The sequence below is a fragment of the Nocardioides sp. genome (assembly GCF_035503875.1).
GTDB lineage: Bacteria > Actinomycetota > Actinomycetes > Propionibacteriales > Nocardioidaceae > Nocardioides.
Genome location: NZ_DATJTA010000092.1, coordinates 46,864 through 72,179 on the forward strand (window position 1 = coordinate 46,864; position 25,316 = coordinate 72,179).

General features: G+C 73.2%; 20 protein-coding genes. 17 read left to right on the forward strand and 3 right to left on the reverse strand.

What is annotated here, in order from left to right; translation table 11 throughout:
• Window positions 1-62 precede the first annotated feature (62 nt).
• The 9 genes from smc (at window position 63) to VMF51_RS22735 (ending at window position 10,421) form a co-directional block, all read left to right on the forward strand.
• Window positions 63-3,638: a chromosome segregation protein SMC gene (gene smc / locus VMF51_RS22695; RefSeq protein ID WP_325476751.1), complete on the forward strand. Its 3,576-nt coding sequence runs from the start codon at window positions 63-65 to the stop codon at window positions 3,636-3,638.
• Complete coding sequence (locus VMF51_RS22700) at window positions 3,635-4,072, forward strand: thioesterase family protein (protein WP_325476752.1); 438 nt, start codon at window positions 3,635-3,637, stop codon at window positions 4,070-4,072. Before smc ends, VMF51_RS22700 begins: the two co-directional genes overlap by 4 nt.
• A gap of 84 nt (window positions 4,073-4,156) precedes the next feature.
• Window positions 4,157-4,354, forward strand: coding sequence for a hypothetical protein (locus tag VMF51_RS22705; protein WP_325476753.1), 198 nt, complete (start codon window positions 4,157-4,159; stop codon window positions 4,352-4,354).
• Between the two features lie 34 nt (window positions 4,355-4,388).
• Window positions 4,389-5,567, forward strand: a complete 1,179-nt coding sequence (gene ftsY, locus VMF51_RS22710) for a signal recognition particle-docking protein FtsY (RefSeq protein WP_325476754.1) — start codon at window positions 4,389-4,391, stop codon at window positions 5,565-5,567.
• Between the two features lie 230 nt (window positions 5,568-5,797).
• A complete protein-coding gene (locus VMF51_RS22715) occupies window positions 5,798-6,916 on the forward strand; it encodes a class I SAM-dependent methyltransferase (protein WP_325476755.1) in 1,119 nt (372 codons plus the stop codon).
• A gap of 16 nt (window positions 6,917-6,932) precedes the next feature.
• Window positions 6,933-7,364 carry a GtrA family protein gene (locus VMF51_RS22720; protein WP_325476756.1) on the forward strand — a complete coding sequence of 144 codons (432 nt, stop codon included), beginning with the start codon at window positions 6,933-6,935 and terminating at the stop codon, window positions 7,362-7,364.
• Between the two features lie 5 nt (window positions 7,365-7,369).
• Window positions 7,370-8,098: a glycosyltransferase family 2 protein gene (locus VMF51_RS22725; RefSeq protein WP_325476757.1), complete on the forward strand. Its 729-nt coding sequence runs from the start codon at window positions 7,370-7,372 to the stop codon at window positions 8,096-8,098.
• Complete coding sequence (locus VMF51_RS22730) at window positions 8,095-8,433, forward strand: DUF2304 domain-containing protein (protein ID WP_325476758.1); 339 nt, start codon at window positions 8,095-8,097, stop codon at window positions 8,431-8,433. Before VMF51_RS22725 ends, VMF51_RS22730 begins: the two co-directional genes overlap by 4 nt.
• On the forward strand, window positions 8,430-10,421 hold the full coding sequence (locus tag VMF51_RS22735; protein ID WP_325476759.1) for a DUF7657 domain-containing protein: 1,992 nt from the start codon (window positions 8,430-8,432) through the stop codon (window positions 10,419-10,421). Before VMF51_RS22730 ends, VMF51_RS22735 begins: the two co-directional genes overlap by 4 nt.
• A gap of 16 nt (window positions 10,422-10,437) precedes the next feature.
• Here VMF51_RS22735 and VMF51_RS22740 read toward each other — a convergent pair whose 3' ends face one another.
• From VMF51_RS22740 to VMF51_RS22750, 3 genes are all read right to left on the reverse strand, one after another.
• Window positions 10,438-11,319 (reverse strand): methyltransferase domain-containing protein, encoded by an 882-nt coding sequence (locus tag VMF51_RS22740; RefSeq protein WP_325476760.1) that lies wholly within the window; start codon window positions 11,317-11,319, stop codon window positions 10,438-10,440.
• A 22-nt stretch (window positions 11,320-11,341) separates the two neighbouring features.
• The gene (locus VMF51_RS22745; protein WP_325476761.1) at window positions 11,342-14,395 is read right to left on the reverse strand and encodes a glycosyltransferase; all 3,054 of its coding nucleotides are present in this window, start codon (window positions 14,393-14,395) and stop codon (window positions 11,342-11,344) included.
• A 183-nt stretch (window positions 14,396-14,578) separates the two neighbouring features.
• Complete coding sequence (locus VMF51_RS22750; RefSeq protein WP_325476762.1) at window positions 14,579-16,252, reverse strand: glycosyltransferase family 39 protein; 1,674 nt, start codon at window positions 16,250-16,252, stop codon at window positions 14,579-14,581.
• 147 nt (window positions 16,253-16,399) lie between these two features.
• On the opposite strand from VMF51_RS22750, the gene VMF51_RS22755 reads away from it, so the two are divergent.
• The 8 genes from VMF51_RS22755 to VMF51_RS22790 all read left to right on the forward strand — a co-directional run bounded on the left by VMF51_RS22755 (window position 16,400) and on the right by VMF51_RS22790 (window position 25,283).
• Entirely contained in the window at window positions 16,400-17,143 is a 744-nt protein-coding gene (locus VMF51_RS22755) for a class I SAM-dependent methyltransferase (RefSeq protein ID WP_325476763.1), read from the forward strand.
• Window positions 17,140-18,135, forward strand: coding sequence for a glycosyltransferase (locus VMF51_RS22760; RefSeq protein WP_325476764.1), 996 nt, complete (start codon window positions 17,140-17,142; stop codon window positions 18,133-18,135). Before VMF51_RS22755 ends, VMF51_RS22760 begins: the two co-directional genes overlap by 4 nt.
• Complete coding sequence (locus VMF51_RS22765) at window positions 18,132-19,052, forward strand: NAD(P)-dependent oxidoreductase (protein WP_325476765.1); 921 nt, start codon at window positions 18,132-18,134, stop codon at window positions 19,050-19,052. Before VMF51_RS22760 ends, VMF51_RS22765 begins: the two co-directional genes overlap by 4 nt.
• Before the next feature lie 197 nt (window positions 19,053-19,249).
• Window positions 19,250-20,533, forward strand: a complete 1,284-nt coding sequence (locus VMF51_RS22770; RefSeq protein WP_325476766.1) for an ammonium transporter — start codon at window positions 19,250-19,252, stop codon at window positions 20,531-20,533.
• On the forward strand, window positions 20,530-20,868 hold the full coding sequence (locus VMF51_RS22775) for a P-II family nitrogen regulator (RefSeq protein ID WP_325476767.1): 339 nt from the start codon (window positions 20,530-20,532) through the stop codon (window positions 20,866-20,868). The genes VMF51_RS22770 and VMF51_RS22775 overlap by 4 nt, the downstream gene beginning before the upstream one ends.
• Window positions 20,869-21,027: 159 nt before the next feature.
• Window positions 21,028-23,247 (forward strand): [protein-PII] uridylyltransferase, encoded by a 2,220-nt coding sequence (locus VMF51_RS22780; RefSeq protein ID WP_325476768.1) that lies wholly within the window; start codon window positions 21,028-21,030, stop codon window positions 23,245-23,247.
• Between the two features lie 76 nt (window positions 23,248-23,323).
• On the forward strand, window positions 23,324-24,898 hold the full coding sequence (ffh, locus tag VMF51_RS22785; RefSeq protein WP_325476769.1) for a signal recognition particle protein: 1,575 nt from the start codon (window positions 23,324-23,326) through the stop codon (window positions 24,896-24,898).
• Window positions 24,899-24,914: 16 nt separating this feature from the next.
• Window positions 24,915-25,283 carry a hypothetical protein gene (locus tag VMF51_RS22790; protein ID WP_325476770.1) on the forward strand — a complete coding sequence of 123 codons (369 nt, stop codon included), beginning with the start codon at window positions 24,915-24,917 and terminating at the stop codon, window positions 25,281-25,283.
• The last annotated feature ends 33 nt before the right edge of the window (window positions 25,284-25,316 follow it).

The following is a 25,316-nucleotide window of genomic DNA, read 5'->3' on the forward strand; positions in this document are numbered from 1 at the left end:
GCAGCGCAGCGACGTTGCGACGCTCGTGCCCGACCGACCGCCGACGTTGAGGGAGCCCGACGTTGTACCTGAAGAGCCTGACCCTGAAGGGGTTCAAGTCCTTCGCCTCCTCGACGACGCTCCAGCTCGAACCGGGCATCACGTGCATCGTCGGCCCGAACGGCTCGGGGAAGTCGAACGTCGTCGACGCGCTCGCCTGGGTGATGGGCGAGCAGGGGGCCAAGTCGCTGCGCGGCGGCAAGATGGAGGACGTCATCTTCGCCGGCACCTCCGGCCGCCCGCCGCTCGGCCGGGCCGAGGTCGTGCTGACCATCGACAACTCCGACGGCGCGCTGCCGATCGAGTACGCCGAGGTCACGATCACCCGGACGATGTTCCGCAGCGGCGGCTCCGAGTACGCCATCAACGGCCAGACCTGCCGGCTCCTCGACGTCCAGGAGCTGCTCTCGGACTCCGGCATCGGCCGGGAGATGCACGTCATCGTCGGTCAGGGTCAGCTCGACCAGATCCTGCACGCGACGCCCGAGGACCGCCGCGGCTTCATCGAGGAGGCCGCGGGCGTCCTCAAGCACCGCAAGCGCAAGGAGAAGGCGCTGCGCAAGCTCGACTCGACCGAGGGCAACCTGAACCGGCTGAGCGACCTGATCACCGAGATCCGGCGCCAGCTCAAGCCGCTCGGGCGGCAGGCCGAGGTCGCCCGGCGCGCGGCCACGGTCCAGGCCGACGTCCGCGACGCCCGGGCGCGGCTGCTCGCCGACGACCTCGTGACCGCCCGCACCGCGCTGGAGCAGGAGATGGCCGACGAGTCCGTCCTGCTCCAGCGGCGCGAGCAGGTGGAGTCCGAGACCCAGCAGGCCCGCGAGCGGGAGAGCGCCCTCGAGGCCGCCCTGCGGGAGGACCTGCCCGCGCTCTCGCAGGCCCAGGACACCTGGTTCGCGCTGTCCGGGCTGCGGGAGCGACTGCGGGGGACGCAGTCGCTGGCCTCCGAGCGGGTCCGCAACGCCGCCGGCACGGCCGACACCGAGACCCACGCGGGCCGCGACCCCGAGGAGCTGGACGCCCAGGCCGAGCAGGTCCAGGCGCAGGAGCAGCGGATCGGCGCCGAGGTCGACGCCCACCGGACCGGCCTGGAGCAGGCGGTCACGGCGCGTCAGGCCGCCGAGGACGCCGCGGCGGAGGAGGAGCGGCGGATCTCCGGCCTGCAGCGCGCGGCCGCCGACCGCCGCGAGGGGCTGGCGCGGCTGCACGGGCAGGTCAACGCCCTGCGCTCGCGCGCGGCAGCGGCCGACGAGGAGGTCGGCCGGCTCCGGCAGGCCCGCGAGGACGCGGTGACCCGCGCCGAGCGGGCCCAGCGCGACTTCACCGCGCTGGAGACCAAGGTGGCCGGCCTCGACGCAGGCGAGGAGGGTCTCGACGCCGAGCACGAGGCCGCCGTCGGCCTGCTCGACGACATCGAGGAGCGCCTGGCCAAGGCTCGCGACGAGGCCCAGCAGGCCGACCGTGCCCGCTCGACGCTCGCCGCCCGCAAGGACGCGCTGGAGATGGGACTCTCCCGCAAGGACGGTGCCGGTGCGCTGCTGGCCGCCACCGACGAGCTCTCCGGCCTGCTCGGCTCGGTGGCAGCGCTGCTGAGCGTGCGTGGCGGCTACGAGACCGCGGTGGCCGCCGCGCTCGGCTCGGCCGCCGACGCCGTCGCCGTCACCGGCCCCGAGGCGGCGGTCGCGGCCATCGGTCACCTCAAGGGCGATGCCCTCGGTCGCGCCGGGATGCTGCTCGGCGGCGGTCCCACCGACGGCCTGCTCGACGACCGGGACTGGCCGGGCCTGCCCGCCGAGGCGGCGTACGCCGTCGACGTCGTGGAGTGCCCCGAGCCCCTGCGCCCGGCGCTGGCGCGACTGCTCTTCAAGGTCGCTGTCGTCGAGGACCTCGACGCCGCCCGGGCACTGGTGCGCGAGTCGTCGGACGTCGTCGCCGTCACCCGCGAGGGCGACCTCATCGGCGCCCACTTCGCCTCCGGCGGCTCGTCCGACCAGCCGAGCCTGATCGAGATCCAGGCCGCCGTCGACGAGGCCGACGCCCAGCTGGCCGAGGCCGTGGCTGCCGGGGAGCGCCTGGGCTTCGACATCAGCCGGCTGGAGGCCGAGCGTCTGGAGGCGCAGAAGCGGGCCGACGTCGCGCTGGCCAAGCTGCACGAGTCCGACGCCACGCTGGCGGCGGTGGCCGAGGAGCTGGGGCAGTACGGCTCGCAGGCCCGCGCCGCTCGCGGCGAGGCCGAGCGGCTGACCCAGGCGATCGCGACGGCCGAGGAGGCCCGCGAGCAGGCGGTGGCTGGGCTGGCCGAGCTGGAAACCCGCCTCGCCAGCGCCGAGGAAGCCCCGGAGGAGGAGCCCGACACCACGGAGCGCGAGCGACTCGTCGAGGCCGCCCGCACGGCCCGGCAGGCGGAGATGGACGCGCGGCTCGCGCTGCGTACCGCCGAGGAACGGGCCCGGGCGCTGCACGGGCGCGCCGACTCGCTGCGCCGGGCCGCCCGGGCCGAGCGCGAGACCCGCGCCCGCGCCCGCGAGCGCCGCGAGCGGCTGCTGCGCGAGGGCCGGGCCGCCGAGGCGGTGGGCGTGGCCGTCGCCGTCGTCCTCGCCCGCCTCGAGGTGTCGGTGCACCGCGCCGCCGAGGCCCGGACCGCGATCGAGCAGGCGCGCCGGGGGCGGGAGCAGGAGCTGATGACCGTGCGCACCCGGCTGCGCGAGCTGGGCAGGGAGCACGACGAGCTGGTCAGCTCGGTGCACCGCGACGAGCTCGCCCGCGCCCAGCAGCGGATGCGGATCGAGCAGCTGGAGGAGCGTGCGCTCGAGGAGCTCGGGCTGGAGCCCGAGGGCCTGGTCGCCGACTACGGTCCCGAGGTGCCGGTGCCCGCCGCCGCGCTCACCCCCGAGCAGGTCGAGGCCGGGGAGGAGGAGCCGCCGCCCACGCCGTACGTCCGCGAGGAGCAGCAGAAGCGGCTGCGCAGCGCCGAGCGGGCGCTGTCCATGCTCGGCAAGGTGAACCCGCTGGCACTCGAGGAGTTCTCCGCGATGGAGGAGCGGCACAAGTTCCTCACCGAGCAGCTGGAGGACCTCCGCAAGACCCGCAAGGACCTGCTCGACATCGTCCGCGAGGTCGACACCCGGGTCGAGCAGGTCTTCACCGAGGCGTACGCCGACGTGGAGCGCGCCTTCGACGCGACCTTCACCCGGCTCTTCCCGGGAGGCGAGGGCCGGCTGGTCCTCACCGATCCCGGCAACATGCTCACCACGGGCATCGAGGTCGAGGCGCGGCCCGCCGGCAAGAAGGTCAAGCGGCTCTCGCTGCTCTCCGGCGGCGAGCGCTCGCTGGTCGCGGTCTGCTTCCTGGTCTCGCTGTTCAAGGCCCGGCCCTCGCCGTTCTACATCCTCGACGAGGTCGAGGCGGCGCTCGACGACACCAACCTGGGCCGGCTGCTGGAGATCTACGAGGAGCTGCGCGAGAACTCCCAGCTGCTCGTCATCACCCACCAGAAGCGGACCATGGAGGTCGGCGACGCGCTGTACGGCGTCACGATGCGCGGCGACGGTGTCTCGGCGGTCATCAGCCAGCGGCTGCGCGAGGCCGAGCCGGCATGAGGGAGCGCCCGACCCGCGCCGACTACGTCGCGTGGCGCACTGTCACGACGCGCTGGCGCGACGACGACGCCTACGGACACCTCAACAACGCGACGTACTACGAGCTCTTCGACACCGCGGTCAACGCGTACCTGTTCGAGGCGACCGGCACCAACATCCGGCGCCTGCCCCAGATCGGCGTCGTCGCCGAGACCGGCTGTCGCTACTTCCGCGAGCTCGGCTTCCCCGAGCCGATCGAGACCGGCCTGGTGGTCGACAAGGTCGGCCGGTCGAGCGTGGTCTACCGGATCGGGCTCTTCCAGGGCGACGGCGAGGAGGCGGCCGCCGAGGGCCGGTTCGTGCACGTGTACGTCGACGACACCGATCCGGCGCGTCCGGTCGCGCCGATGCCCGACGTGATCCGTGCCGCAGTGGAGCCGCTGCTGCGTGCCTGACCCGCGACCGGTGGGACGCGTGTGGCACGGTGGGGGCCGGGGTATCGGCCCCGACGGATGCACACGCTCTCGGGAGGACGTCTCGTGGTCTACCTCATCGTCACCATGCTCGTGATCCTGGTGATCTGCGCCGGGGTCGTGCTCTACGCGGCGTACCCGCACCGCGGCGAGAGCATCCCGGCGGTGCCCTGGCTCGGCCGGGCGATGGCGCGGGCCGCCGAGAAGGTGCCGACCGTGGAGCCCGTGGAGACCGAGGAGCGCTCGATGGACTTCCACCGATAGCCGCTCGCGCGAGCACTCCTGATTGGATGTCGGCATGGATGCCGTCGCCGTTCTCGTCCTGATCGTCGCGCTGGTCGCGTTCGCCCTCGTGGCGACCGTCGCCGGCCTGGTGGTGACGCGCCGCCGCAAGCCCGGCCCGCTCCCGAACACCCACACCGACGTCCTCGGGAAGCCGCCCGCCACTCCGGATGCACCCCCGGTCGAGCTGAGCTCGCCGCCGGCGACCATCGAGCCCGAGGCCGACGTCCCGGTCGAGCTCGAGCCGGAGGCACCGGCGGCTCCGGCCCTCGAGAAGCCCGAAGGCACCGCCTCCCGGCTGGTCCGGCTGCGCCAGCGGCTGGCCGGGTCCCAGGGCGGCCTCGGGCGCGGTCTGCTGGCCCTGCTGAGCCGCGACCGCCTCGACGAGGACACCTGGGAGTCGATCGAGGACACCCTGCTGACCGCCGACGTCGGCGTCGCGCCGACCCAGGAGCTGGTCGAGCGGCTGCGCACCCGGCTGCGGGTGGAGGGCTCGCCGGCCGACGCCCGGACCGTGCTGCGCGAGGAGCTCGTCTCCCTGGTCGACCCGACCATGGACCGGCGCCTGCAGGTGAGCGGCGCCGACGGGCAGCCCGGCGTCGTCCTGGTGGTCGGCGTCAACGGCGCCGGCAAGACGACCACGGTCGGCAAGATCGCCCGGATCCTCGTCGCCGAGGACCGCCAGGTGGTCCTGGGCGCGGCCGACACGTTCCGCGCCGCCGCCGTCGACCAGCTCGCCACCTGGGGCGAGCGGGTCGGTGTCGAGGTGGTCCGCGGCGCCGAGGGCACCGACCCCGCGAGCGTCGCGTTCGAGGCGGTCAAGGAGGGCGTCGTCCGCGACGCCGACACCGTCATCGTCGACACCGCCGGGCGGCTGCAGAACAAGGCCGGCCTGATGGACGAGCTCGGCAAGGTGAAGCGGGTCATCGAGAAGCAGGCGCCGGTGACCGAGGTGCTGCTCGTCCTCGACGCGACCACCGGCCAGAACGGCATGATCCAGGCTCGGGTCTTCAGTGAGGTCGTCGACGTCACCGGCATCGTGCTGACCAAGCTGGACGGCTCGGCCAAGGGCGGCATCGTGGTCGCCGTCCAGCGCGAGCTGGGTGTCCCGGTCAAGCTGGTCGGCCTCGGCGAGGGTGCCGACGACCTGGCCCCCTTCAGCCCCGAGGCGTTCGTCGACGCACTGCTCGGCTGAGGCCGGAGGCCCGCTCGGCCGATGGCCCCGGGGGGCGGTAGGTTTCCCGGAGCGCGTGCGGTCCGTCGGCCGCACGCCCCTCACGTGGAACGGAGACCCATGCCCGAGAGTGCCCCCGCGCGCCCGACGACGGCTGCGTCGTACGGCGACCGGGAAGTCGTCTCCTGCGGCCGACGACCGTCGGTCTCGTGGCGGGTCGCCCGAGGCCTGGATCGGCTACGGTACTCGCGATGAGACTGCGCAGGAGTGAGGCGGCCCTGGTGGTCGCCGCAGGCGCTGCCGTGGTGGCCGCCGTCGTCGCCGTGGCCGGCAGCACCCGCTGGGCGGTGGCCGTCGCCAGTCTCGCGCTCGCGCTCGGCTTGCTCGGCCTGGCCCGCGTCGGTCAGTTGGTGCTTCGCGAGCTGAGTGCCCTCGGGGCACAGCAGCAGCGGACGACTCGGACCGTGCGCCGTCTCGACGAGGCGCGCAAGCGCACGGGCCCGCTGATCCGCAGGGCGTCGCGCAGCAGCGGGCGGGCGGCGCGGGACGCTGCCGCGCTCGGCAAGCGCCTCACCGCGGTCGAGGAGTCGCTCCTTCACGAGACCCGCGAGCTGCGGGTGGTGGCCGGCCAGAACCTCGCGCGCGTCGACGACGTCCTGCGGGGCGCGCGGGTCGACTCGCACCGCTTCCGCACGTCGCTGGACACCCTGCCCAGCGACACGCTGCGGCTGATGCGCACCACGGAGCGCCTGATGCCGGGTACGGCGGACTTCCCTGGCCTGGGCGACTGGGCGATCACGACCTCGAGCCTGCTGGCCATGCTGTCCGACGTCGCCACGCGCACCGGACCCGTGACCGTGGTCGAGTGCGGGTCCGGGACCTCCACCCTCTTTCTCGGCCTCGCCCTGCAGCAGCGCGGTGACGGCAGCCGGGTCGTCGCACTCGAGAGCGACGCCGCGTTCGCGGAGGAGACCCGCGGGCACCTCGCCCGGGCCGGCGTCGCGGAGATCGCGACCGTGGTCCACGCGCCGCTGGTGGAGCGCGAGCACACGCCCGGGGACCACCGGCTGTGGTTCGACACCTCCGGTCTGCCGGACCTCGACGGGATCGACCTGCTCTTCGTCGACGGACCGGTGGGTGGCTCGACGCACGAGGCCCGCTACCCGGCGTACCCGTTCTTCGCCGACCTGCTCCGCGACGGTGCCACGGTGGTGCTCGACGACACCGACCGCCCCGACGAGCGGTCCATCGTGGAGAAGTGGGCGAGTGCCGAGCACGCCGGTCGCCAGGCGACGGTCCACCGCCGCAACGTGCGCTCGACCATGCTGCGGGTCCGGGTCGTCGACGAGGCGGGGAGTGCTGACGACTGAGGAACCGGCGCGTGCCGTGTCCCGGCTCCGATGGGCGTGGCAGCTCCTCGGCGTCGCGCTGGCGGGCGGCGCCGGACTCCTCGTGGACGTCAGCGTGCTCTGGATCCTGGCTGTCGAGCTGGACGTCCCGCGCGCCGCGGCGGCGGCGACCAGCTACGCGGTCTCGGGCGTCGTCGTCTTCCTCCTGAACCGCAGCGTCTTCGGCGCCCGTGGGGGCGACGTGGCCCGGCACGGTCGCCGATTCCTTGCGCTTTTCGCGTTCAATCTGGTGGTGACTACACTCCTCGTGCCCCTGCTGGCCGGCGGTTTCGACGGCGCGCTGTCGCCGGATGCGTCGCTGCTGCTCGCCAAGGCCATCACGGTCCTGGGACTGCTCCTCGGCAACACGGTGCTGTACCGGACCTGGGTCTTCACGGGGGCTGCGACGGCCGACGGCGGGGAGAGGTAGTGGACGTGGATCCGACCCGGGTGCTGGTGCTGCTTCCGGCCTACAACGAGCGCGAGGCGCTCCCCGGTGTGCTGGCCGAGCTCGTCGAGGCGCTGCCCGACGCGACGGTGCTCGTGGTGGACGACGGCTCGTCCGACGACACGGCCGCGATCGCACGGGCCTCGGGCGTGCGGGTGCTCGAGCTGCCCTTCAACCTCGGGGTCGGCGGGGCGCTCCGGGCCGGTCTGCTGTTGGCTCAACGCGAGGGCTTCGACGTCGTCGTGCAGTGCGACGCCGACGGCCAGCACCGTCCCGAGGAGATCCCGCGCCTGGTCGCGGCCCTCGAGCACCACGACCTGGTGATCGGCGCCCGCTTCGCCGGCGAGGGGGAGTACGACGTCCGCGGGGCGCGGGCCGCCGCGATGCGCCTGCTGGCCGCCGTGATGTCGCGCGTCCACCACCAGCGGCTGACCGACGTGACCTCGGGGTTCCGGGCCTTCGGCCCGCGCGCCCTGCTGCTCATGAGCACCGACATGCCGCGCGAGTACCTCGGCGACACCGTGGAGGCGCTGATCGTGGCCAAGGAGGGCCGGCTGAGCGTCGGGCAGGTCCCGGTCGCCATGCGCGTGCGTCAGGGTGGCGTGCCGAGCCACCAGGCCTTTCGCTCGGCGCTCTACCTCTCCCGCGTCGGCGTGATGCTGGTGCTCGCCCTGATCCGCCTGGCCCGCGGCCGACGGAAGGTGGTCGTCGCATGAGTCCGGAGATCTTCGCGGGCCTGGTCGCGGTCCTGGTCGTGGCCCTCGTGCTGCGGCTGGTGGCCAGCCGCCGGCTGCTGGTGAAGTACGCCGTCCTGTGGCTGGTCGTGTCCGTGACCCTCGCGGTGATGGCGATCATCCCCGACAGCGTCGAGGCGCTCTCGGACCTGGCCGGCTTCGAGGTGCCCTCCAACTTCCTGTTCTTCGCGGCCCTCGGGCTGCTGCTCTGCGTGAACCTGCAGGTCTCGCGCGAGCTGACCACCGTCGAGCGCCAGCTGCAGCGGCTCGCCGAGGAGATCGCCATCCTTCGCGAGAAGCAGGACGGCGCCGGGTGACGGCCGCGCGCCGCCGCGCCGCCGCCCTGCTCGCGCGGCCCGTGCTCGTCCTCGGGCTGGGGCTCGGCGCCCTGCTGCTCCTGTTCGTCGGCCTCAACGTCAACGGGTCCTCGCTCGCCCTGCTGGCCGAGGACCCCGACGACGCCGGCACCATCGCGGGCACCCCCCGGGTGGTGCGCAGCGACGAGTTCCAGCTCCGCACGCCGATGGCCATCTCCGCGGCCCGCCAGGACTTCCCGGACCGCAGCTGGATGGGCCTGACGTACGTCGACAACGCCGCGGCCTCGCACGCCGGCCCGACCCGCACCTGGGCCAGCGTGCTCACCCCGCAGAACTGGGGCTACCTCGCGCTCGGGCCCAGCCGCGGACTGGCCTGGAGCTGGTGGTGGTCCTTCCTGGTCTGCCTGCTCGGCTGCTTCGCGCTCGTGCTGCGACTGACCAGCTCACCGGGTCTGTCCCTGGGGATCGCCACCGCGTTGACGTTCACGCCGTACGCCGGCTGGTGGACGTCGCCGACCCCCGCGATCTGCCTCGGGTACGCCGCGGTCGCGGTGACGCTGGTCGTCGCCGCGTGGACCTGCGAGCACCGGTGGCGCCGCCTGCTGCTCGCCTTCCTGGGCGGCCTCGCCGGTGCCGCCTTCGCGCTGCTGCTCTACCCGCCCTGGCAGGTGTCCCTGGGCATCCTCCTGCTCGGCCTCGGCGCGGGGATGTGGCGCGACCTGCGCGTCCCGCTGCGCCGCGTCGCCGTCACCCTGGCCGTGGCCCTCGGCACCACCGGGGTCCTCGTCGGGGCCTGGTTGCTCCAGCACCGCGACGCCATCAGCGCCACCCAGGGCACGAACTACCCCGGCCAGCGGGTGGCGACGGCCGGCGAGGCGACCTGGTGGCACCTGATGGACGCGCCGCTCAACTTCTGGCTGGCCGGCGACGCCGGACGCACCCTCGGCACCTCCGGACCCCCGAGCCCGATCGACAACCTCTCCGAGGTCTCCTCGTCGTGGCTGCCGCTGCCGGTGCTCGCCCTCGCCCTGGGCCTGGTCGCGTGGCGGGTCCTGCGGCGTACGCCCGAGACCGCCGGTGACGCCGAGCCGGCATCGACCGACGTGCCGTCCTGGCCCGCCACCGGCCTGGGCCTGGGCGCGGCGATGCTGCTGCTGCTCGCCTGGGCACTGCTGCCGCTTCCTGGCGTCGTCGGCCGGGTCACCATGCTGCAGTCGGTCCAGCCGACCCGGGTGCCCCTGGCGCTGGGCGCCGGGCTGCTGCTCCTGCTGGCCAGCCAGATCGGCCTGCTCCGCCGCCTCCCGCGCGCCGGCTGGGTGCTCGCCGGGGTGGCCGTCCTGGTCTCGGCGATCGCGATCGTCCCGATCGTCGACCGGCTGAGCTGGGACGACGCCGAGGTCCCGGTCCTGCTCGCGGTGCTGAGCGGGCTGGTCCTGGCCGCCTGCCTGGTCGGCCTGCTCGCCGGTCGGCGGACGGCCCTCGTGGCGGCCGCGGGTCTCGCTGTCTACTCCCTGATCAGCTGGGGTCTGGTGAACCCGCTCCAGCACGCGGCCGCGCCGCTCGAGTGGAGCCCGGTGGCCCACCAGCTGAATCGCCACGCCGACCCCGACACCAACCCGCGCGTCGCCGTCTTCTCGGACTTCCGGGTCGTGGCGCTGGTGCGGGCGGCCGGCTTCCAGAGCGTGTCGGGGACCACGCCGTACCCCTCCGAGGAGGTGATGACGGAGCTCGCGCCGACCCAGCGCGCCAATTGGAACAACTACGCGCAGTACCGCTGGATCCCGGCACCGTCGGGCGCCGACCCGGTCATCCGCCCGGTCCGCGGCACCTACATGGAGCTGGTCATCGACCCCTGTGACGACAGGCTGGCGAGTCTCGTCGACCCGGGGTGGGTCGTCTCGGACGTCCCGCTGCGCGGCGACTGCCTGGAGCGGGTCAGCCGGTTCCGCTACAAGGAGCTCCAGCTGCGGCTCTACCGCGTGGTCTGACGGCGGCGCAGACGCGTCAGTCGGCCCGCCGGCGGAAGACCACGTGGATGATGTCGCTGGTGCGCGAGGCGTTGAACAGCGGCGCGGCCAGCCATACGGCGACCACGCCGAGCGCGCTGACCGGGGAGACCTTGCGGTCGGAGTGGGCGCGCTGCCACAGCCCGGCCCGGCGCACGCTGTCGAGCGCGTCGACCGACACCACGTCGAAGCCGTGTCGGCGGCCGAGCCGGACGAGGGTGTCGCGGTCGAAGTACCACAGGTGCGGGGAGGGAAGGCCGAGCTGCCAGAGGCGCTCGTAGGCGGAGCGCAGTCCCAATGCGTGGCAGACCACCGCGAGGCGGTAGAACAACCCCTTGCTGTTCGGGATGTTCACCGACAGCAGGCCGCCCGGCTCGAGGTGGTCGGCCGAGGCCGCCACGGCCGCACCCGCGTCGGGGAAGTGCTCCAGTACGTCGTTGTAGGTGATCGCCGAGAACCGCTCGTCGGCGTCGAGGACGTCCGGGAAGAAGCCCACGCGGACGGCGCTGCTCGCGGCGCGGGCCGCGACGGCCTCGTCCGGCTCGACTCCCTGCGCCCGCAGGCCCCGCTCCTCGGCCGCGGCCAGGAACCAGCCGTGGGCCGAGCCGACGTCGAGCAGGCTCGCCCCGGGCGCCAGGCCCTGGCTGACCAGCCGGTCCACCACCACGGCGTTATTGTGCCGACGCAGGTCGGCCAGGCCGGTCTCGCGGAGGTCCTCGTCGAGGCCGGCGTGGGCCTCGCTGTTGATGCCGATCGGCAGCGTGGAACCCCACAGCCCGCACTCCGGACAGCGGTAGCTCCACTCCGCGATCTTGCGACGCATCGGGACGTCGCAGACGCAGCAGGTGGGTGGGGTCGCGGGGGAGGGTTCGACGCTCACGGAGGACACCGTAGGCGATGGTTCAACGGCGCAGCTCGGCGACGTCGTGCAGCAGGGTGGCCGCGCGGGCGGTGAAGGAGTGCTCCGCCGCGACCCGGGCGGCGATGCCGGTCATGGCCTCGTCGTCGGGGAAGCGGTCCCGCCCGGCCGGTGAGCACAGGTGCGCCAGCTCCTCGGGCGAGTGGTAGGCCTGCACCGCCCCCTCGAAGATCTCCAGGCCGTCGACCGGGTCGCTGATCACGCGGGCACCGGCGGCCACGGCGTCGAAGAGCCGGTTCGCCAGGAAGCCCGTGCGCGCCATGTCGGACCAGTGGTCGGCCAGCACGAGACCGCTGTCGCGGTAGGTCTGCAGCAGCTCGTGGTTGGGGACGTAGTCGCGACCACGGACCTCGTCGGGTACCTTCCCCGCCCAGTGCGGGCCGTGGACCACGAGGTCGACGCCCTGGTCGATGGCGTCGGCGACGATGGGCCGGACCCGGCCGCTGGGAGCCCCGCCCACGAAGACCGGGCGCGTGCCCGGACCCACGGGTCCGCTGAGGTGGGCGTGCTCGGCGTCGGTCGCCTGCAGCAGCGCACGCACCTCGCGCCCGGACCGGCGGGCGAGGTCGGCGGCCCAGGACTCGGAGGCGGCGTACACGAGGTCGAAGGCGAGCAGCTCTTCGTCGTGCACGTCGTCGGGGTGGCTGATCACCCACAGCGCGTTGACCTTGCCGGGCACCGGGTGGATGACGCTCAGGCCCCGGATGCCGAGGACGACGTCGTCGAAGGCCGAGGCCGGGTCGCTGTGCGCGCCCCTCCGGTAGCTGACGACCTCCTGCCCCTGTGCTCTCAGCCCACCGGCCAGGGCGGTCAGGAAGTGCGTGTCCCCCCACAACGCACCCGACTCCCCGCCGGGGGCGGGGTTGCGCAGACCCCAGCGCATCGGGCGGGCGGTCCCCTCGGGTGCCGCCGGACGGGTCAGGACCAGGCGGGGCGACGGGACGCTGGCGGCGTCGCCGGAGACGTGAGCGATCTCGAAGCCCAGATCGGTGTAGCGCCACGGCTCCGCGGCCGGCAGCCGGTCGTGCCAGCGGCGGTGGAAGGCGATCCGGTTCGGTCCGATGTTCGCCCCGCGTCCGGGGGTCTTGCCCTCCAGGTGGATGACGCGCGACTCCGGCACGACGACGAAATGACCGCCGTGGGCCTCGCCCGCGCGCAGGCACAGGTCGATGTCCTCCATGCCGTTGACGAAGATCGGGTCGAAGCCGCGCAGCTCGGCCACGAGGTCGGCGCGCAGGGCGACGGCCGCCGCGGTCACGACGCTGAAGCGGCGATCCGACATCCGCTCCGCGTCCTCGGGCGGGTGGCCGGCGAGGAAGTGGGTCGGCAGGAACCCGGCGACGGGGAACACCGTGCCCGCCGCCTGGATGCTGTTGTCGTCGTACTGCAGGAGGGGCTGTGCGCCCAGGACGTCGGGCTGCGCCAGCGCCGCGAGCAGCGGGTCGTGCCAGCCGGGCTGGACCAGGGTGTCGTTGTTGAGGAAGAGCACGTGCGCACCGGTGCTGTGCGCGAAGCCCACGTTGCAGCCGATGGCGAAGTTGAGGTTGCGGGGGAGGCGGACCACACGCACCGGGGGATGGGCGATCTCCGCCGTCGCCAGCAGCAGGCTGACATCGGGCCGCGAGCCGTTGTCGAGGATGACGATCTCGAGGTCGGCGCCGGGGGTGTTGCGCAGCAGGGCGTCGACCGAGTCGAGCGTCATGGTCGCGTCGTTCCAGGTCGGGATGACCACCGACAGCCGCCCCTGGACCCGGTCGGCGACGCTCGCCTGCACGGCCGTCCAGTCGACCCAGTGCTGGCCGAGGACGACGAACTGCCAGGAGTCCGCCTCGAGCGTCGTGATCCGGTCGGCCGGCTGCTCGACGCCGCGGGTGTCGTCGTAGTCGACGGCGATGAAGGGGAGCAGCTCGAGGTCGGCGTACGTCGCGACCCGCAGGGCGAAGTCGTGGTCGACCCACCGGCGCAGGCCCTCGTCGAAGCCGCCCGACTCGGCGAGCACGGAGCGCTCGACCAGCAGGACGTTGAGGTCGACGTGGTTGAGCACCATGAGGTGGTCGCGGCCGCCGCGGAAGGCTCGGTAGCGGCGCTCGTCGGGCTTGGCGTCGTCGCTCAGCGCCATGCCGGCGTACGCCGCCCGGTGACCCTCGCCGTGCATCGCGGCGACCGCGAGGCGCAGGAAGTCCGGGCGCCAGGTGTTGTCGCTGTCGAGGAAGGCGACGTAGCGGCCGCGCGCCTCCGCGAGACCGTGGTTGCGGGCGGCGCAGACGCCGCCGTGCTCGCGCGGGAGCACGCGGATCCGCGGGTCCCGGGCCGCCCAGCGGTGCAGGGTGCTCAGCGTGTCGTCGGTCGAGCCGTCGTCGACGACCAGCAGCTCCCAGCTGTCGAGGCTCTGCGCGGCGACGGAGGCGAGGGCGTGCTCGACGATGCCGGGCCGGTTGCGGACGGGCATCACGACGCTGACCAGCGGGCCGTCGTACTCCGGCAGCGGAGCGTCCGCCCAGCGCGCCCGCCAGGTGGACTCGGCGTCGCCGTCCCACTCGGTGGTGGTCCGCGGGTCGCCCAGAGCCAGCTGTCCGAGGAGCCGGCGCGCGGAGTCCACCAGGGCAGACCGGACCTGGCCGAGGAGCAGGTCCGGGCGCCCGGGGAGCGGCGTGTCGGCGGTCGCCGACTCGAGGAAGAGCCCGAGGACGCCGCCCGGGTGGGCCTCGCGCTCCTCCGGCGTGCCGGGCATCTCGTCCAGTTGCAGCAGGGGGCCGAGGCGGGCGTGGCGGGTCCGCCGCAGGTAGCGCAGCAGCGGACCGGGGTTGCCCTCGGACAGCTTCTCCTGCACGCGCTCCGGGAGGGCGTCGATCGGCAGCAGCGGGTGGGTCGGCCAGGTCGTCGGACAGGTGCGCAGGATGTAGGACGCCGCCTCCACCTTGCTGTCGAACACCTGACCGGTGACGAGCTGGCACCACCGGCGGTCGACCAGGCCGGCGCGGACCATCCGGCGGGCGAGGGCCTCGTCGAAGGGTGCTCCGCCCGGCCCGGTGAGCACGGGCCCGGCCGGGGGTGGTGGGGCGGCTCGCCGGCGTCCGCCGGGGCGGTCGATCCAACTGCGGGGCCCAGCGGGCGATCCGGAAGACGACGATCGGCGGGGCACAGGTTCCTTCGGGTCGGGGGAAGGCAGGGGGCTCATGCTAAGGGACTGGCGAGGCGGTCCCGGCGCCTGGTTGCGCGGTCAGAGCACGGGGCGCGTGACGGGCCGGTCGGCGCGTGCGTCGGGCGGCACCTCGTAGACGATGATGGTCGGTCCGTGCTGGCCGCCCCGGATCATCGCGGAGGCGTAGTCCAGGTTGCGGGCGATGGAGAGCGGCTCGAACCACGTCGGCACCGGCACGGCGGTCGGTCCGAAGGTGGCCAGCTCGTCGGCGTTCTCCGCCAGCCAGCCGTACACCTCCGCCCCGTCGCGGTACGCCGGGTCGCCAAGCACGCGGCCGTACATCGACGAGCTCAGCACGACGTAGCGCGCCGGTCGGTCGTGGCGGGTGCGGAACCGGTAGCCGTCGCCGACCTGCTCGGTGTGGTCGAAGATGAGCTGCGGCGCGTCGGGAAGGAAGGGCGAGTAGCCCTCGTCGAGCGAGTCGCGTCCCTTGATCCCGTTGTCCTCGACGAACTCCAGGGCGGCGGAACGCGTGTCCGGAGCCATCAGGCCGGTGACCAGCTGCGCGCTGCCGGCGACCAGGTTCACGACCACGACGCCCGCGATCGCCCAGGGGATCCAGCGGGTCCAGGCGCCACGCAGCTGCTCGACGAGCCACGGCAGCGCGACGGACGCGAGGAGGAGCGGCGTGATCCACATCGGCACGCCCCAGCGCTCCCAGGTCATCGGGAGCGTGCTGAGGCTGACCCACACGACCACGCTGACGAACCAGGGCAGGACGTCCAGGCGACGGCTGCGGATCACGACGACCAGCCCGACGGCGCCCAGGGCCGCGAGCAGGACGCCCGAGAAGTCGAGGTACGTCGCGGCGTAGAAGCGCATGTTGCCGAGCAGGCCGTAGTCGGGGTTGCCGAGCCGGCCGCCGCTCGCCTGGAACGTGAGCTCGCGACGCAGGTCGGAGACGTTGGTGAACAGCGAGGGGGAGATGACGAAGAGGAACCCCACGCAGGCGACGACCGATCCGGCGCCGTGCACCACGATCCTGGTCCACGCGCGGTCGCGCACGGCCGTGGCGATCACCGTCACGGCGATCATGACCGCGCAGACGACGCCGGGGTACTTGATGCCGACGGCGAGTGCGATGGCGAAGCTCGCCCAGAGCAGGCTGCTCCAGGAGCACGTCACGGTGTAGCGCATCAGTGCGTAGATCAGCACCATCACCGCGAAGGCGAGGGGGACGTCGGGCGTCGCGAACGCGGCGTGGTTGACGAACGCGGGGAAGATCGCGAACAGGACGGCGGCGACGAGGCCCGTCCGCCGCGACCAGCGGGCGCCCACGAGGTAGGCGAGCGCGACGGTGGCGACACCGAAGGCCGTGGTGACGAGGCGGGCCAGGAAGTAGAACGGCAGCGGGTCCTGGGCGAACGCCGCCTCGATCGACATCCCCTTGAAGACGGCGGCGTAGCCCGCGAAGACGATGTAGTCGAGCTTCATCTCGACGTGGTCGGGTCGCTGTGCCCAGGGCGGCTCGAACGAGTTCCGCCGCGCCATGTCGACGACGCCCTCGACGACCGCCCACTCGTCGGGGTGCAGGAGCAGCGGGAAGCCGAACCGGGTCCCGAGGGCCCGGATGACGGCGGCGACCACCAGGATCAGCGCCAGGGCCAGCCGGACCTGCCAGGTCCGCGAGCGCAGGGCGTCGGCCAGGCGATGACGGGGTGTGCGGCGTACGTCGGTGGCGCTCTCGGTCATCGATCGGAGGGGTCGCGGTCGCCCCGGTGCGGGGGGAGGTCGGGCCTGGGCACCGGCACACGGTACTCGCCGGGCTCGTTCCCCGGACCGGAACCGCGCGATCGGGCCGCGCGGGTGCGGCGGGATCGGTCTGGCATCATGCCGCGCATGACGGAAGCCGGGTCGCCTTCGATCGAGAATCCGACGTACTGGTGGTACCAGGCCCGAGCCCAGCTTCTCCAGACGGTGATGGAGGAGCACGTCCACGCCGAGGGGCGCCTCCTCGACGTCGGAAGCGCGGACGGCCCCAGCGTCGGCTGGCTGCGCGGACGGCGCCAGCGGGTGGCGCTCGACGTGGACCCGCGAGGACTCGACGACGGAGACGTCTGCGGCTCGGCGACGGCGCTCCCGTTCGAGGACGCGTCGTTCTCGACGGTCGCCGCCTTCGACGTCATCGAGCACTGCGAGCCCGAGGCGACCGCGCTCGCGGAGATCCACCGCGTGCTCGAGCCCGGAGGACACCTGCTGATGTCGGTGCCGGCCTACCAGTGGGCGTGGACGCACCACGACGACCTGAACCACCACCACCGCCGCTACACCCGCGGCCGCGCCCGGCAGGCGGTGTCGGCGGCGGGATTCGAGGTCGTCCGGGCGACGTACGCGTTCACCGGCACCTTCCCGTTCTTCGCGGCCGACCGGCTGCTCACCCGGTTCCGTCAGCGGCACCAGCCGCCTCCCCGGCTGCGCCCGGACGAGGTCGCCCCGCTGCCGTCGGTCGGGAGGGCGGTGGAGAAGGTGCTGCTCACCGCGACCGACGTCGACCGTCGGCTCCTGGGCGGGCGCGACCTGCCGTTCGGGTCGTCCGTGCTGCTGGTCGCCTGCAAGCGACGATCCTCCGGGAACGACGCATGAGCGACCACGACTCCGTGCACGACATCTCCGTCGTCATCCCCGTCTACCAGGGAGAACGGACCCTGGCCGGCGTGCTCGCCGACCTGGCGGCGTGGCACGAGCCCTTCCTGACTCCGGACGGTCACCGGGCACGCGTGTCCGAGGTGCTCCTGGTCCACGACTGCGGGCCGGATGCCTCCGACCGGGCGATCCGCGAGGTGGCGGCGGCGTACGACTGGGTGCGCCCGGTCTGGCTCAGTCGCAACTTCGGTCAGCACGCCGCGACCCTCGCCGGCATGTCCTCCTCCGGGGGTGACTGGGTCGCGACGCTCGACGAGGACGGGCAGCACGACCCTGCCGACCTCGGCACGATGCTCGACCGGGCCATGGCCGAGCAGGCCGACGTGGTCTACGCGGCCCCGCTGAACCCACCGCCGCACGGCTTCCTCCGCAACTCCGCCTCGCGCGCCGCCAAGCACTCGATCCGGATGCTGAGCGGACGCGCGGACGCGACGTACTTCAACAGCTACCGGCTCATGCTCGGCGACGTGGCGCGCTCGGTCGCGGCGTACGCCGGGTCCGGCGTCTACCTGGACATCGCGCTCGGCTGGGTCAGCCGCCGGGTGATCACGGCGCCCGTCACGCTGCGGTCCGAGGACCGGGCGTCGGGCTACCGGTGGCGGACCCTGATGTCGCACTACTGGCGGATGGTGGTCTCCGGCGGTACCCGCATCCTCCGGGTCGTCAGCCTGCTGGGCTTCGTCTTCGCGCTGCTGGGGTTCCTGCTCGCGGCGTACGTCGTCACGGCACGCCTCACCCACCAGATCGAGGTCAGCGGCTGGGCGTCGACGATCGTCGCGGTGCTGCTGAGTTCGGGAGCGCTGTTGTTCGCGATGGGGGTCGTGGCCGAGTACCTCGGGGTCGCGGTCAACATGGCGATGGGCAAACCCCTCTACCTCGTCGTGCGCGACCGGGCCGACGGGCCGCTCGCCCGGCCGAAGCCGGAGCGGTGACCCTCCTGGTCATCGGCCGCGGGCTGCTCGGCTCGCGGGTGGCGTCCCGCGCCGAGGCGCGCGGCGAGCGGGTGCTGGGCGCGCGGGTCCCGTGGGCCGACCCGGCCGCGGCGCTGGCCGCCCTGCTCGAGGCGGCCGGCCGGGCGGCGCAGGAGGACCCCGACTGGGACCTCGCGTGGTGCGCGGGCGCCGGCGTGGTCGCCACGTCCGCCGAGGACCTGGAGGCCGAGGTCGCGCTGTTCCGGGCCTTCGTGGCCGCCGTGCGGCCGGTCCCTCGCGCCTTCTTCCTCGCCTCGTCGGCCGGCGGGCTCTACGCCGGCTCCGCAGCACCGCCCTTCACCGAGGACCACGAGCCGCGTCCGCTGGCGCCGTACGGACATGCCAAGCTCGCGATGGAGGACGCGGCCCGCGACCTCGCCGTGGCCGGCAGCCGGGTCGTCCTGGCCCGCATCGGCAACCTCTACGGCCCCGGCCAGGACCTCGCGAAGCCGCAGGGCCTGGTCTCCCAGCTGTGCCTGACCCACGTCACCGGCCGCCCGTTGCGCCTCTACGTCTCCTTCGACTCGCGGCGTGACTACGTCTTCGTCGACGACGCCGCCGACCTGACGCTCGCCGTGTTGGACCGCGTCGCGACGCAGGCGCCCGGCTCGGTGGTGGTCAAAGTCGTGGCGACGGGTACGGCGACCTCGGTCGGCGTCCTGGTCGACGCCTGCGTGCGTGCGTTCCGCCGGCGTCCGCACGTCGTCCAGTGCGCGACGACCGGCGGCGCCCAGGTGCTCGACCTCGGACTGCGCTCGCGCGTCTGGACCGATCTCGACGCGGCGCTGCGCACGCCGCTGCTCATCGGACTGCGGGCCACGGCCTCCGACGTCGAGGCGCGGCACCGGCTCGGGGAGCTCGCCGGCACGCTCGCCTGAGCCCCGGATCCCCGCGAAATGCCGAAGTAACCGGGCGCCGGGGTCTGTTACGAGCCCGAAACATCGAGCGAGGGGTCAGGAAACCTCGGGCCAAGAAGGTACTGGCGAACGGGGCGAACCGGGCCGACATCGTCGTCAGGCCCGCCGCCTTCCCGAGAGGTTTCCCTGGAGGTTCTGTGGACGGCTATTACGCCTTCATGCTCGTCGCGACAGCGCTGGTCCTGATGATGACGGTGCCGGCACTGGCCCTCTTCTACGGCGGCATGTCGCGATCGAAGTCCGTGCTGAACATGATGATGATGTCGTACATCGCCGCGGCGATCGTCGGCATCCTGTACGTCGCGGTCGGCTGGTCGATGGGCTGGAGCGGGGACGGCACCTTCTTCGCCAACCCGTTCGAGCTGTTCTGGCTCGACGGCGTCGAGACTAGCGACTACATCTTCGTGATGTTCCAGATGACGTTCGCGATCATCACCGTCGCGCTGATCAGCGGCGCGGTCGCGGACCGGATGAAGTTCTCCGCCTGGGTGGTCTTCGTCCCGATCTGGGCACTGCTGTGCTACTTCCCGATGGCCCACATGGTCTTCAGCTGCACCGACGACTCGCTCATCTGCGGCCGGATCGGCGCGCAGGACTACGCCGGCGGCACCGCGGTGCACATCAACGCCGGCATCGCGGCCCTCGTCCTCGTCCTGCTCCTCGGCAAGCGCTTCGGCTGGCCGAAGGACAAGATGCGCCCGCACAACCTGACGCTGACCATGCTCGGCGCCGGTCTGCTGTGGTTCGGCTGGTACGGCTTCAACGTCGGCTCGATCGTCTTCGGCGGTGAGAGCGAGGAGGCCGACATGGCCCAGTTCCTCTCCGAGACCGGTCGCACCTTCGCGAACACCACCCTGGCCACCATGGCCGCGATTCTGGGCTGGCTGCTGATCGAGCGGATCATGCACGGCAAGGCCACCTCGCTCGGTGCCGCCTCCGGCATCGTCGCGGGCCTGGTCGCCATCACCCCGGCCGCCGGTGCGGTCGACCTCTCGGGCGCCGTGGCGATCGGTCTCGTCTCCGGTGCGGTCTGCGCCTGGGCTGTGGGCTGGAAGTTCCGCCTCGGGTACGACGACTCGCTCGACGTGGTCGGCGTCCACCTGGTCGGCGGCATCATCGGCACCGTGCTGATCGGCGTCTTCTCCACCTCCGACGGGGCGGGCGGCATCGACGGCCTGCTCTACGGTGGCGGCGTCGACTCGCTGGTCGACCAGCTCCTCGGTGTGCTGGTGGCGATCGTCTACGTCTCGATCGTCACCACGATCATCGGCCTGGCGATTAAGTACACGATGGGCCTGCGCATCAGCGAGGAGGCCGAGGTCGAGGGCATCGACATCACCGAGCACGGCGAGTCGGCGTACGACCTGCACACCGGCACCGGTGGCGGCGGCGGCAAGACCGGTGTCCTGAACACCGCCAGCAAGGAAGGGGTCAACGCGTGAAGCTCGTGACCGCGGTCATCAAGCCGCACAAGTGGGAGGACGTCCGCGAGGCGCTCGAGACCTTCGGCGTGACGGGCATGACCGTCAGCGAGGTCAGCGGCTACGGCCGGCAGAAGGGCCACACCGAGGTCTACCGCGGCGCGGAGTACGACATCGCCCTGGTGCCGAAGATCCGCATCGAGATCGTCGTCGACGACGCCGATGCGGACGACGTGGTCGGCATCATCGTCAAGACGGCGCAGACCGGACGGATCGGCGACGGCAAGGTGTGGGTCAGCCCCATCGAGACCGTCGTCCGGGTCCGCACCGGCGACCGGGACGAAGCAGCACTGTGAACCACCGGCGGCCCGGCTCCCGATGCGGGAGCCGGGCCGCCGCCTTCTCGGGCCCGGCCCGGGCATGATCCGACTCGTCCTCGCACCCGCGGCCCAAAGGGAACCCATGCTGCTGCTCATCACCGCCCACCCCGGGCGACGTCGCGCTTCGAGCCGCGGGTGACGGCTGCCGAACGGGCCGCCCGCACCGCGGCGGCCGACGCCCTCTGCGTCCGGGCGTACGACGACTGCTGCGGTCCGGACACCGGCGTGGCGCTGGTCGCGGTCGGCGGCTACGGCCGCGGCGACCTCGCCCCGCACTCCGACCTCGACGTGGTCCTGGTCAGCGACGAGGGCGTCTGCCTCGGCGAGGTCGCCGAGCGGATCTGGTACCCGCTCTGGGACTCCGGCACGACCATCGACCACTCCGTGCGGACCTTCCCCGAGATGGTCGCGGCGGCCGACGGCGACCTGCGGGTCGCCCTCGGGCTGCTCGACATCCGGCACCTCGCCGGCGACCCGAACCTCACCCTCCGGCTGCGCACCACGATGCTGGCCCGGTGGCGGCGCCAGGCGCTGCAACGACTCCCGTCGCTGAACGAGCTGGTACGCGGCCGGCACCGGCTGATGGGGGAGCTCGCCCATCTCTCGGTGCCGGACCTCAAGGAGGCCGAGGGCGGCCTGCGGGACGCGAACGTGCTCAAGGCCCTCGTCGCGACGTGGCTGGTCGACGTCCCGCACGTGGAGCTGGAGCAGAGCCGGGTCGCGCTGCTCGACGTACGCGACCTGTTGCACGCGGGCGCCCGCCGGGCCACCGACCGCGTCGCCCCCGAGGCCTGGGACGAGCTCGCCGTCGGACTCCACCTGGCCGACGCCCGCGCCGCCCAGGTGCACGTCCGCGAGCTCGGCCGACGGATCACCCACCTGTCCCGGCTTACCTGGCGCCGGGTCGAGGACCGGCTCAAGCGGCCCGCCGCGGTCGGTGCCCGACGTCCCGCCCTCACCCCGGTCGCCCCCGGCGTGGCGCTGGCCGGCGGCGAGATCGTCCTGGACCGGCGCGCCCGGCCGGGGGAGGACCCGGCCCTGCTGCTGCGGGCCGCCGCGGCCGCGGCCGAGCACGACGCCCTGCTCGCGCCGGCGACCGCCGCGCGGCTGGCGCGCGAGTGCGCGCCGCTGCCCGACCCGTGGCCCGCGGAGGCCCGCCGGCTGCTCGTCCGGCTGCTCGCGTCCGGGCGCGGCCTGCTCCCGGTGTGGGAGACGCTGGAGGAGACCGGCGCCCTCGCGCAGGTGCTGCCGGAGTGGGAGCGGATCCGGTTGCTCCCGCACGCGTCGGTCATCCACCGCTTCACCGTCGACCGGCACGTGGTCGAGACCTGCATGGAGGCCGCCGCCCTGATCCGCCAGGTCGCCCGGCCCGACGTCCTGATGGTCGCCGCACTGCTGCACGACATCGGCAAGGGCAGCCTCACCGAGCACAGCGTCGCCGGCGAGCCGATCGCCCGGGCGATCGCGACCCGGGTCGGGTTCGACCCACCGGCGGTCGAGCGGATCGCGACCCTCGTGCGCTGGCACCTGCTGCTGGCCTCGACCGCGACGACCCGCGACCCCGACGACCCCGCGACCGTCGACCTCGTCGCCTCGCGCATCGGCGATCCCGAGACGATGCGGCTGCTGACCGCGCTGACCGAGGCCGACGCCCGGGCCACCTCGCCGAAGGCCTGGTCGTCGTGGCGCTCCGGCCTGGTCCTCGACCTGGCCCGTCGCGCGCAGGCGGTGCTGGACTCGGGGTCGGCGCTCCCGGCGATCGTCACGGACGAGGTGTCGATCCCCGCGGAGGTACGTGCGGGCGCGCTCTCACTGAGCCTCGAGACGCTGGAGGACGGCGCGCGGGTGACCGCCGTCGCGCACGACCGGGTGGGCCTGCTCGCCGATCTCGCCGCGCTCTTCGCGCTGCACCGGGTGCCGGTGCGCGCGGCGCGGGCCTGGGCGCAGGACCAGTACGGCGTCTCCGTGTGGGAGGTCGGTGAGGGGCAGGTCGACACCGCCGTACTCCGGCAGACCTACGAGGGGGTCCGCGACGGACGGGTCGATCCCGCCGGCCGGCTGCGGCCCGGCGTCGAGCGCGCGCTGGCGCCGTCGGTGGTGGTCCGCCCCGAGGCCTCCGACCAGGCGACCGTCCTGGAGGTCCGCACCGAGGACCGGCCCGGGGTGCTCTACCTGGTGTGCGCGGCGTTGGCGCGGATGGACGTGGCGGTCCGCTCGGCCCACGTGGACACGCTCGGACCCCAGGCCGTCGACGTGTTCTACCTGCAGGAGGCCGCGGCGGGCTCGCTGGGCGACCAGCGTGCCGCGGAGGCCGCCCACGCCGTACGGGCCGCGCTCACGACTCAGGACGCCTGAGGTCGCCCGTGCGGCCCGAGTGGGCGACCGACGTTAGGCTGGCCCCGTCACGACCGCACTCTCCGCGAGGACCCTCTTGTTCGCCACTCTCTCCGACCGGCTCGCCGACACCTTCAAGAACCTCCGGGGGAAGGGCCGGCTCTCCGACGCCGACATCGACGCCACCGCGCGTGAGATCCGGATCGCGCTGCTCGAGGCCGACGTCGCGCTGCCCGTGGTCAAGGAGTTCGTGGCGGCGGTCAAGGAGCGCGCCCGCGGCGAGGAGGTCAGCGGTGCGCTGAACCCCGCCCAGCAGGTCGTCAAGATCGTCCACGAGGAGCTCGTCGGGATCCTCGGCGGTGAGACCCGCCGGCTGCGCTACGCCAAGACCGGCCCGACCGTCATCATGCTGGCCGGCCTCCAGGGTGCCGGCAAGACGACGCTGGCAGCCAAGCTCGCGCTGTGGCTCAAGGAGCAGGGCAAGACGCCGATGCTGGTCGCCTGCGACCTCCAGCGCCCCAACGCCGCAACCCAGCTGCAGGTCAACGGCGAGCGGGTCGGCGTACCCGTCTTCGCGCCGGAGCCGGGCAACGGCGTCGGTGACCCGGTCGCCGTCTCGCGCGCCTCCATCGAGGAGGCCAAGCGCAAGCTCCACGACGTCGTCATCATCGACACCGCGGGCCGGCTCGGCGTCGACGCCGAGCTGATGCAGCAGGCCGCCGACATCCGCGACGCCGTCCAGCCCGACGAGGTGCTCTTCGTCGTCGACGCGATGATCGGCCAGGACGCCGTCTCGACCGCCCAGGCGTTCCTCGACGGGGTCGGGTACGACGGCGTCGTCCTCACCAAGCTCGACGGCGACGCCCGCGGTGGTGCCGCGCTGTCGATCGCGTCGGTCACCGGCAAGCCGGTGATGTTCGCGTCGGCGGGGGAGAAGCCGACCGACTTCGACCTCTTCCACCCCGACCGGATGGCCTCGCGCATCCTCGACATGGGCGACATGCTCACCCTGATCGAGCAGGCCGAGAAGAGCTTCGACCAGGAGCAGGCGCTCAAGGCCGCGCAGAAGCTCAGCGGGCAGGGCGGGGAGTTCACCCTCGACGACTTCCTGCAGCAGATGCAGCAGGTCCGCAAGCTCGGCTCGATGTCGAAGATCATGGGGATGCTGCCCGGGATGGGGCAGTTCCGCGAGCAGCTCGACAACTTCGACGAGCGTGAGATCGACCGGATCGAGGCGATCATCCGCTCGATGACCCCGGCCGAGCGCAACAACCCGAAGATGATCGACGGCTCGCGCCGGGCCCGCATCGCCCGCGGCTCCGGTCGACAGGTCTCCGACGTCAACCAGCTCGTCGACCGCTTCTTCGAGGCGCGGAAGATGATGATGCAGATGGCCAAGGGCGGCGGCATGCCCGGGATGCCCGGCATGCCGGGGATGCCCGGGATGCCCGGGGCTGGCAAGCGCGGCAAGGCCAAGGCCCAGCCCAAGAAGGGCAAGGGCGCCAAGCGCTCCGGCAACCCCGCCAAGGCCGCCCAGCAGGCCGCCGCGGAGAAGGAGAAGGCCGCCGCGGCCGGCAACCCGTTCGGGAGCCCCGGCAACGAGCCCGTCGACTACGAGAAGGCCGCTGCCGAGCTGAACCTCCCGAAGGACTTCTCGAAGTTCCTCAAGTGACCGAGCGGGCTCGGTCATGACGACGGTCCTCGTGGTCGACGGCGCCAACGTCGTCGGCAGCCGGCCGGACGGCTGGTGGAAGGACCGCGCCGGCGCGGCCCGGCGGCTGCACGAGGGCCTGCTGGTCGCGGACACGCCGTACGACGTCGTGGTGCTGGTCCTCGAGGGGGCCGCGAAGGGCGGCGTCCGGGCGGGCCGGGACGGTCACGTCCGCACCGTGCACGCCCCGAAGGACGGCGACGCCACCATCGTCGCCGAGGCCCAGGCCGCCGCCGACCGCGGCGACCGGGTCACGGTCGTGACCGCCGACCGGATGCTCCAGGCCCGCGTCCAGGGCCTCGGCGCCCTCGCCCTCGGCCCCTCCTGGCTCCTCGACCAGCTCTAGATGCCGAGTCGGCAGAAGTTGCGCGTCGAGTCG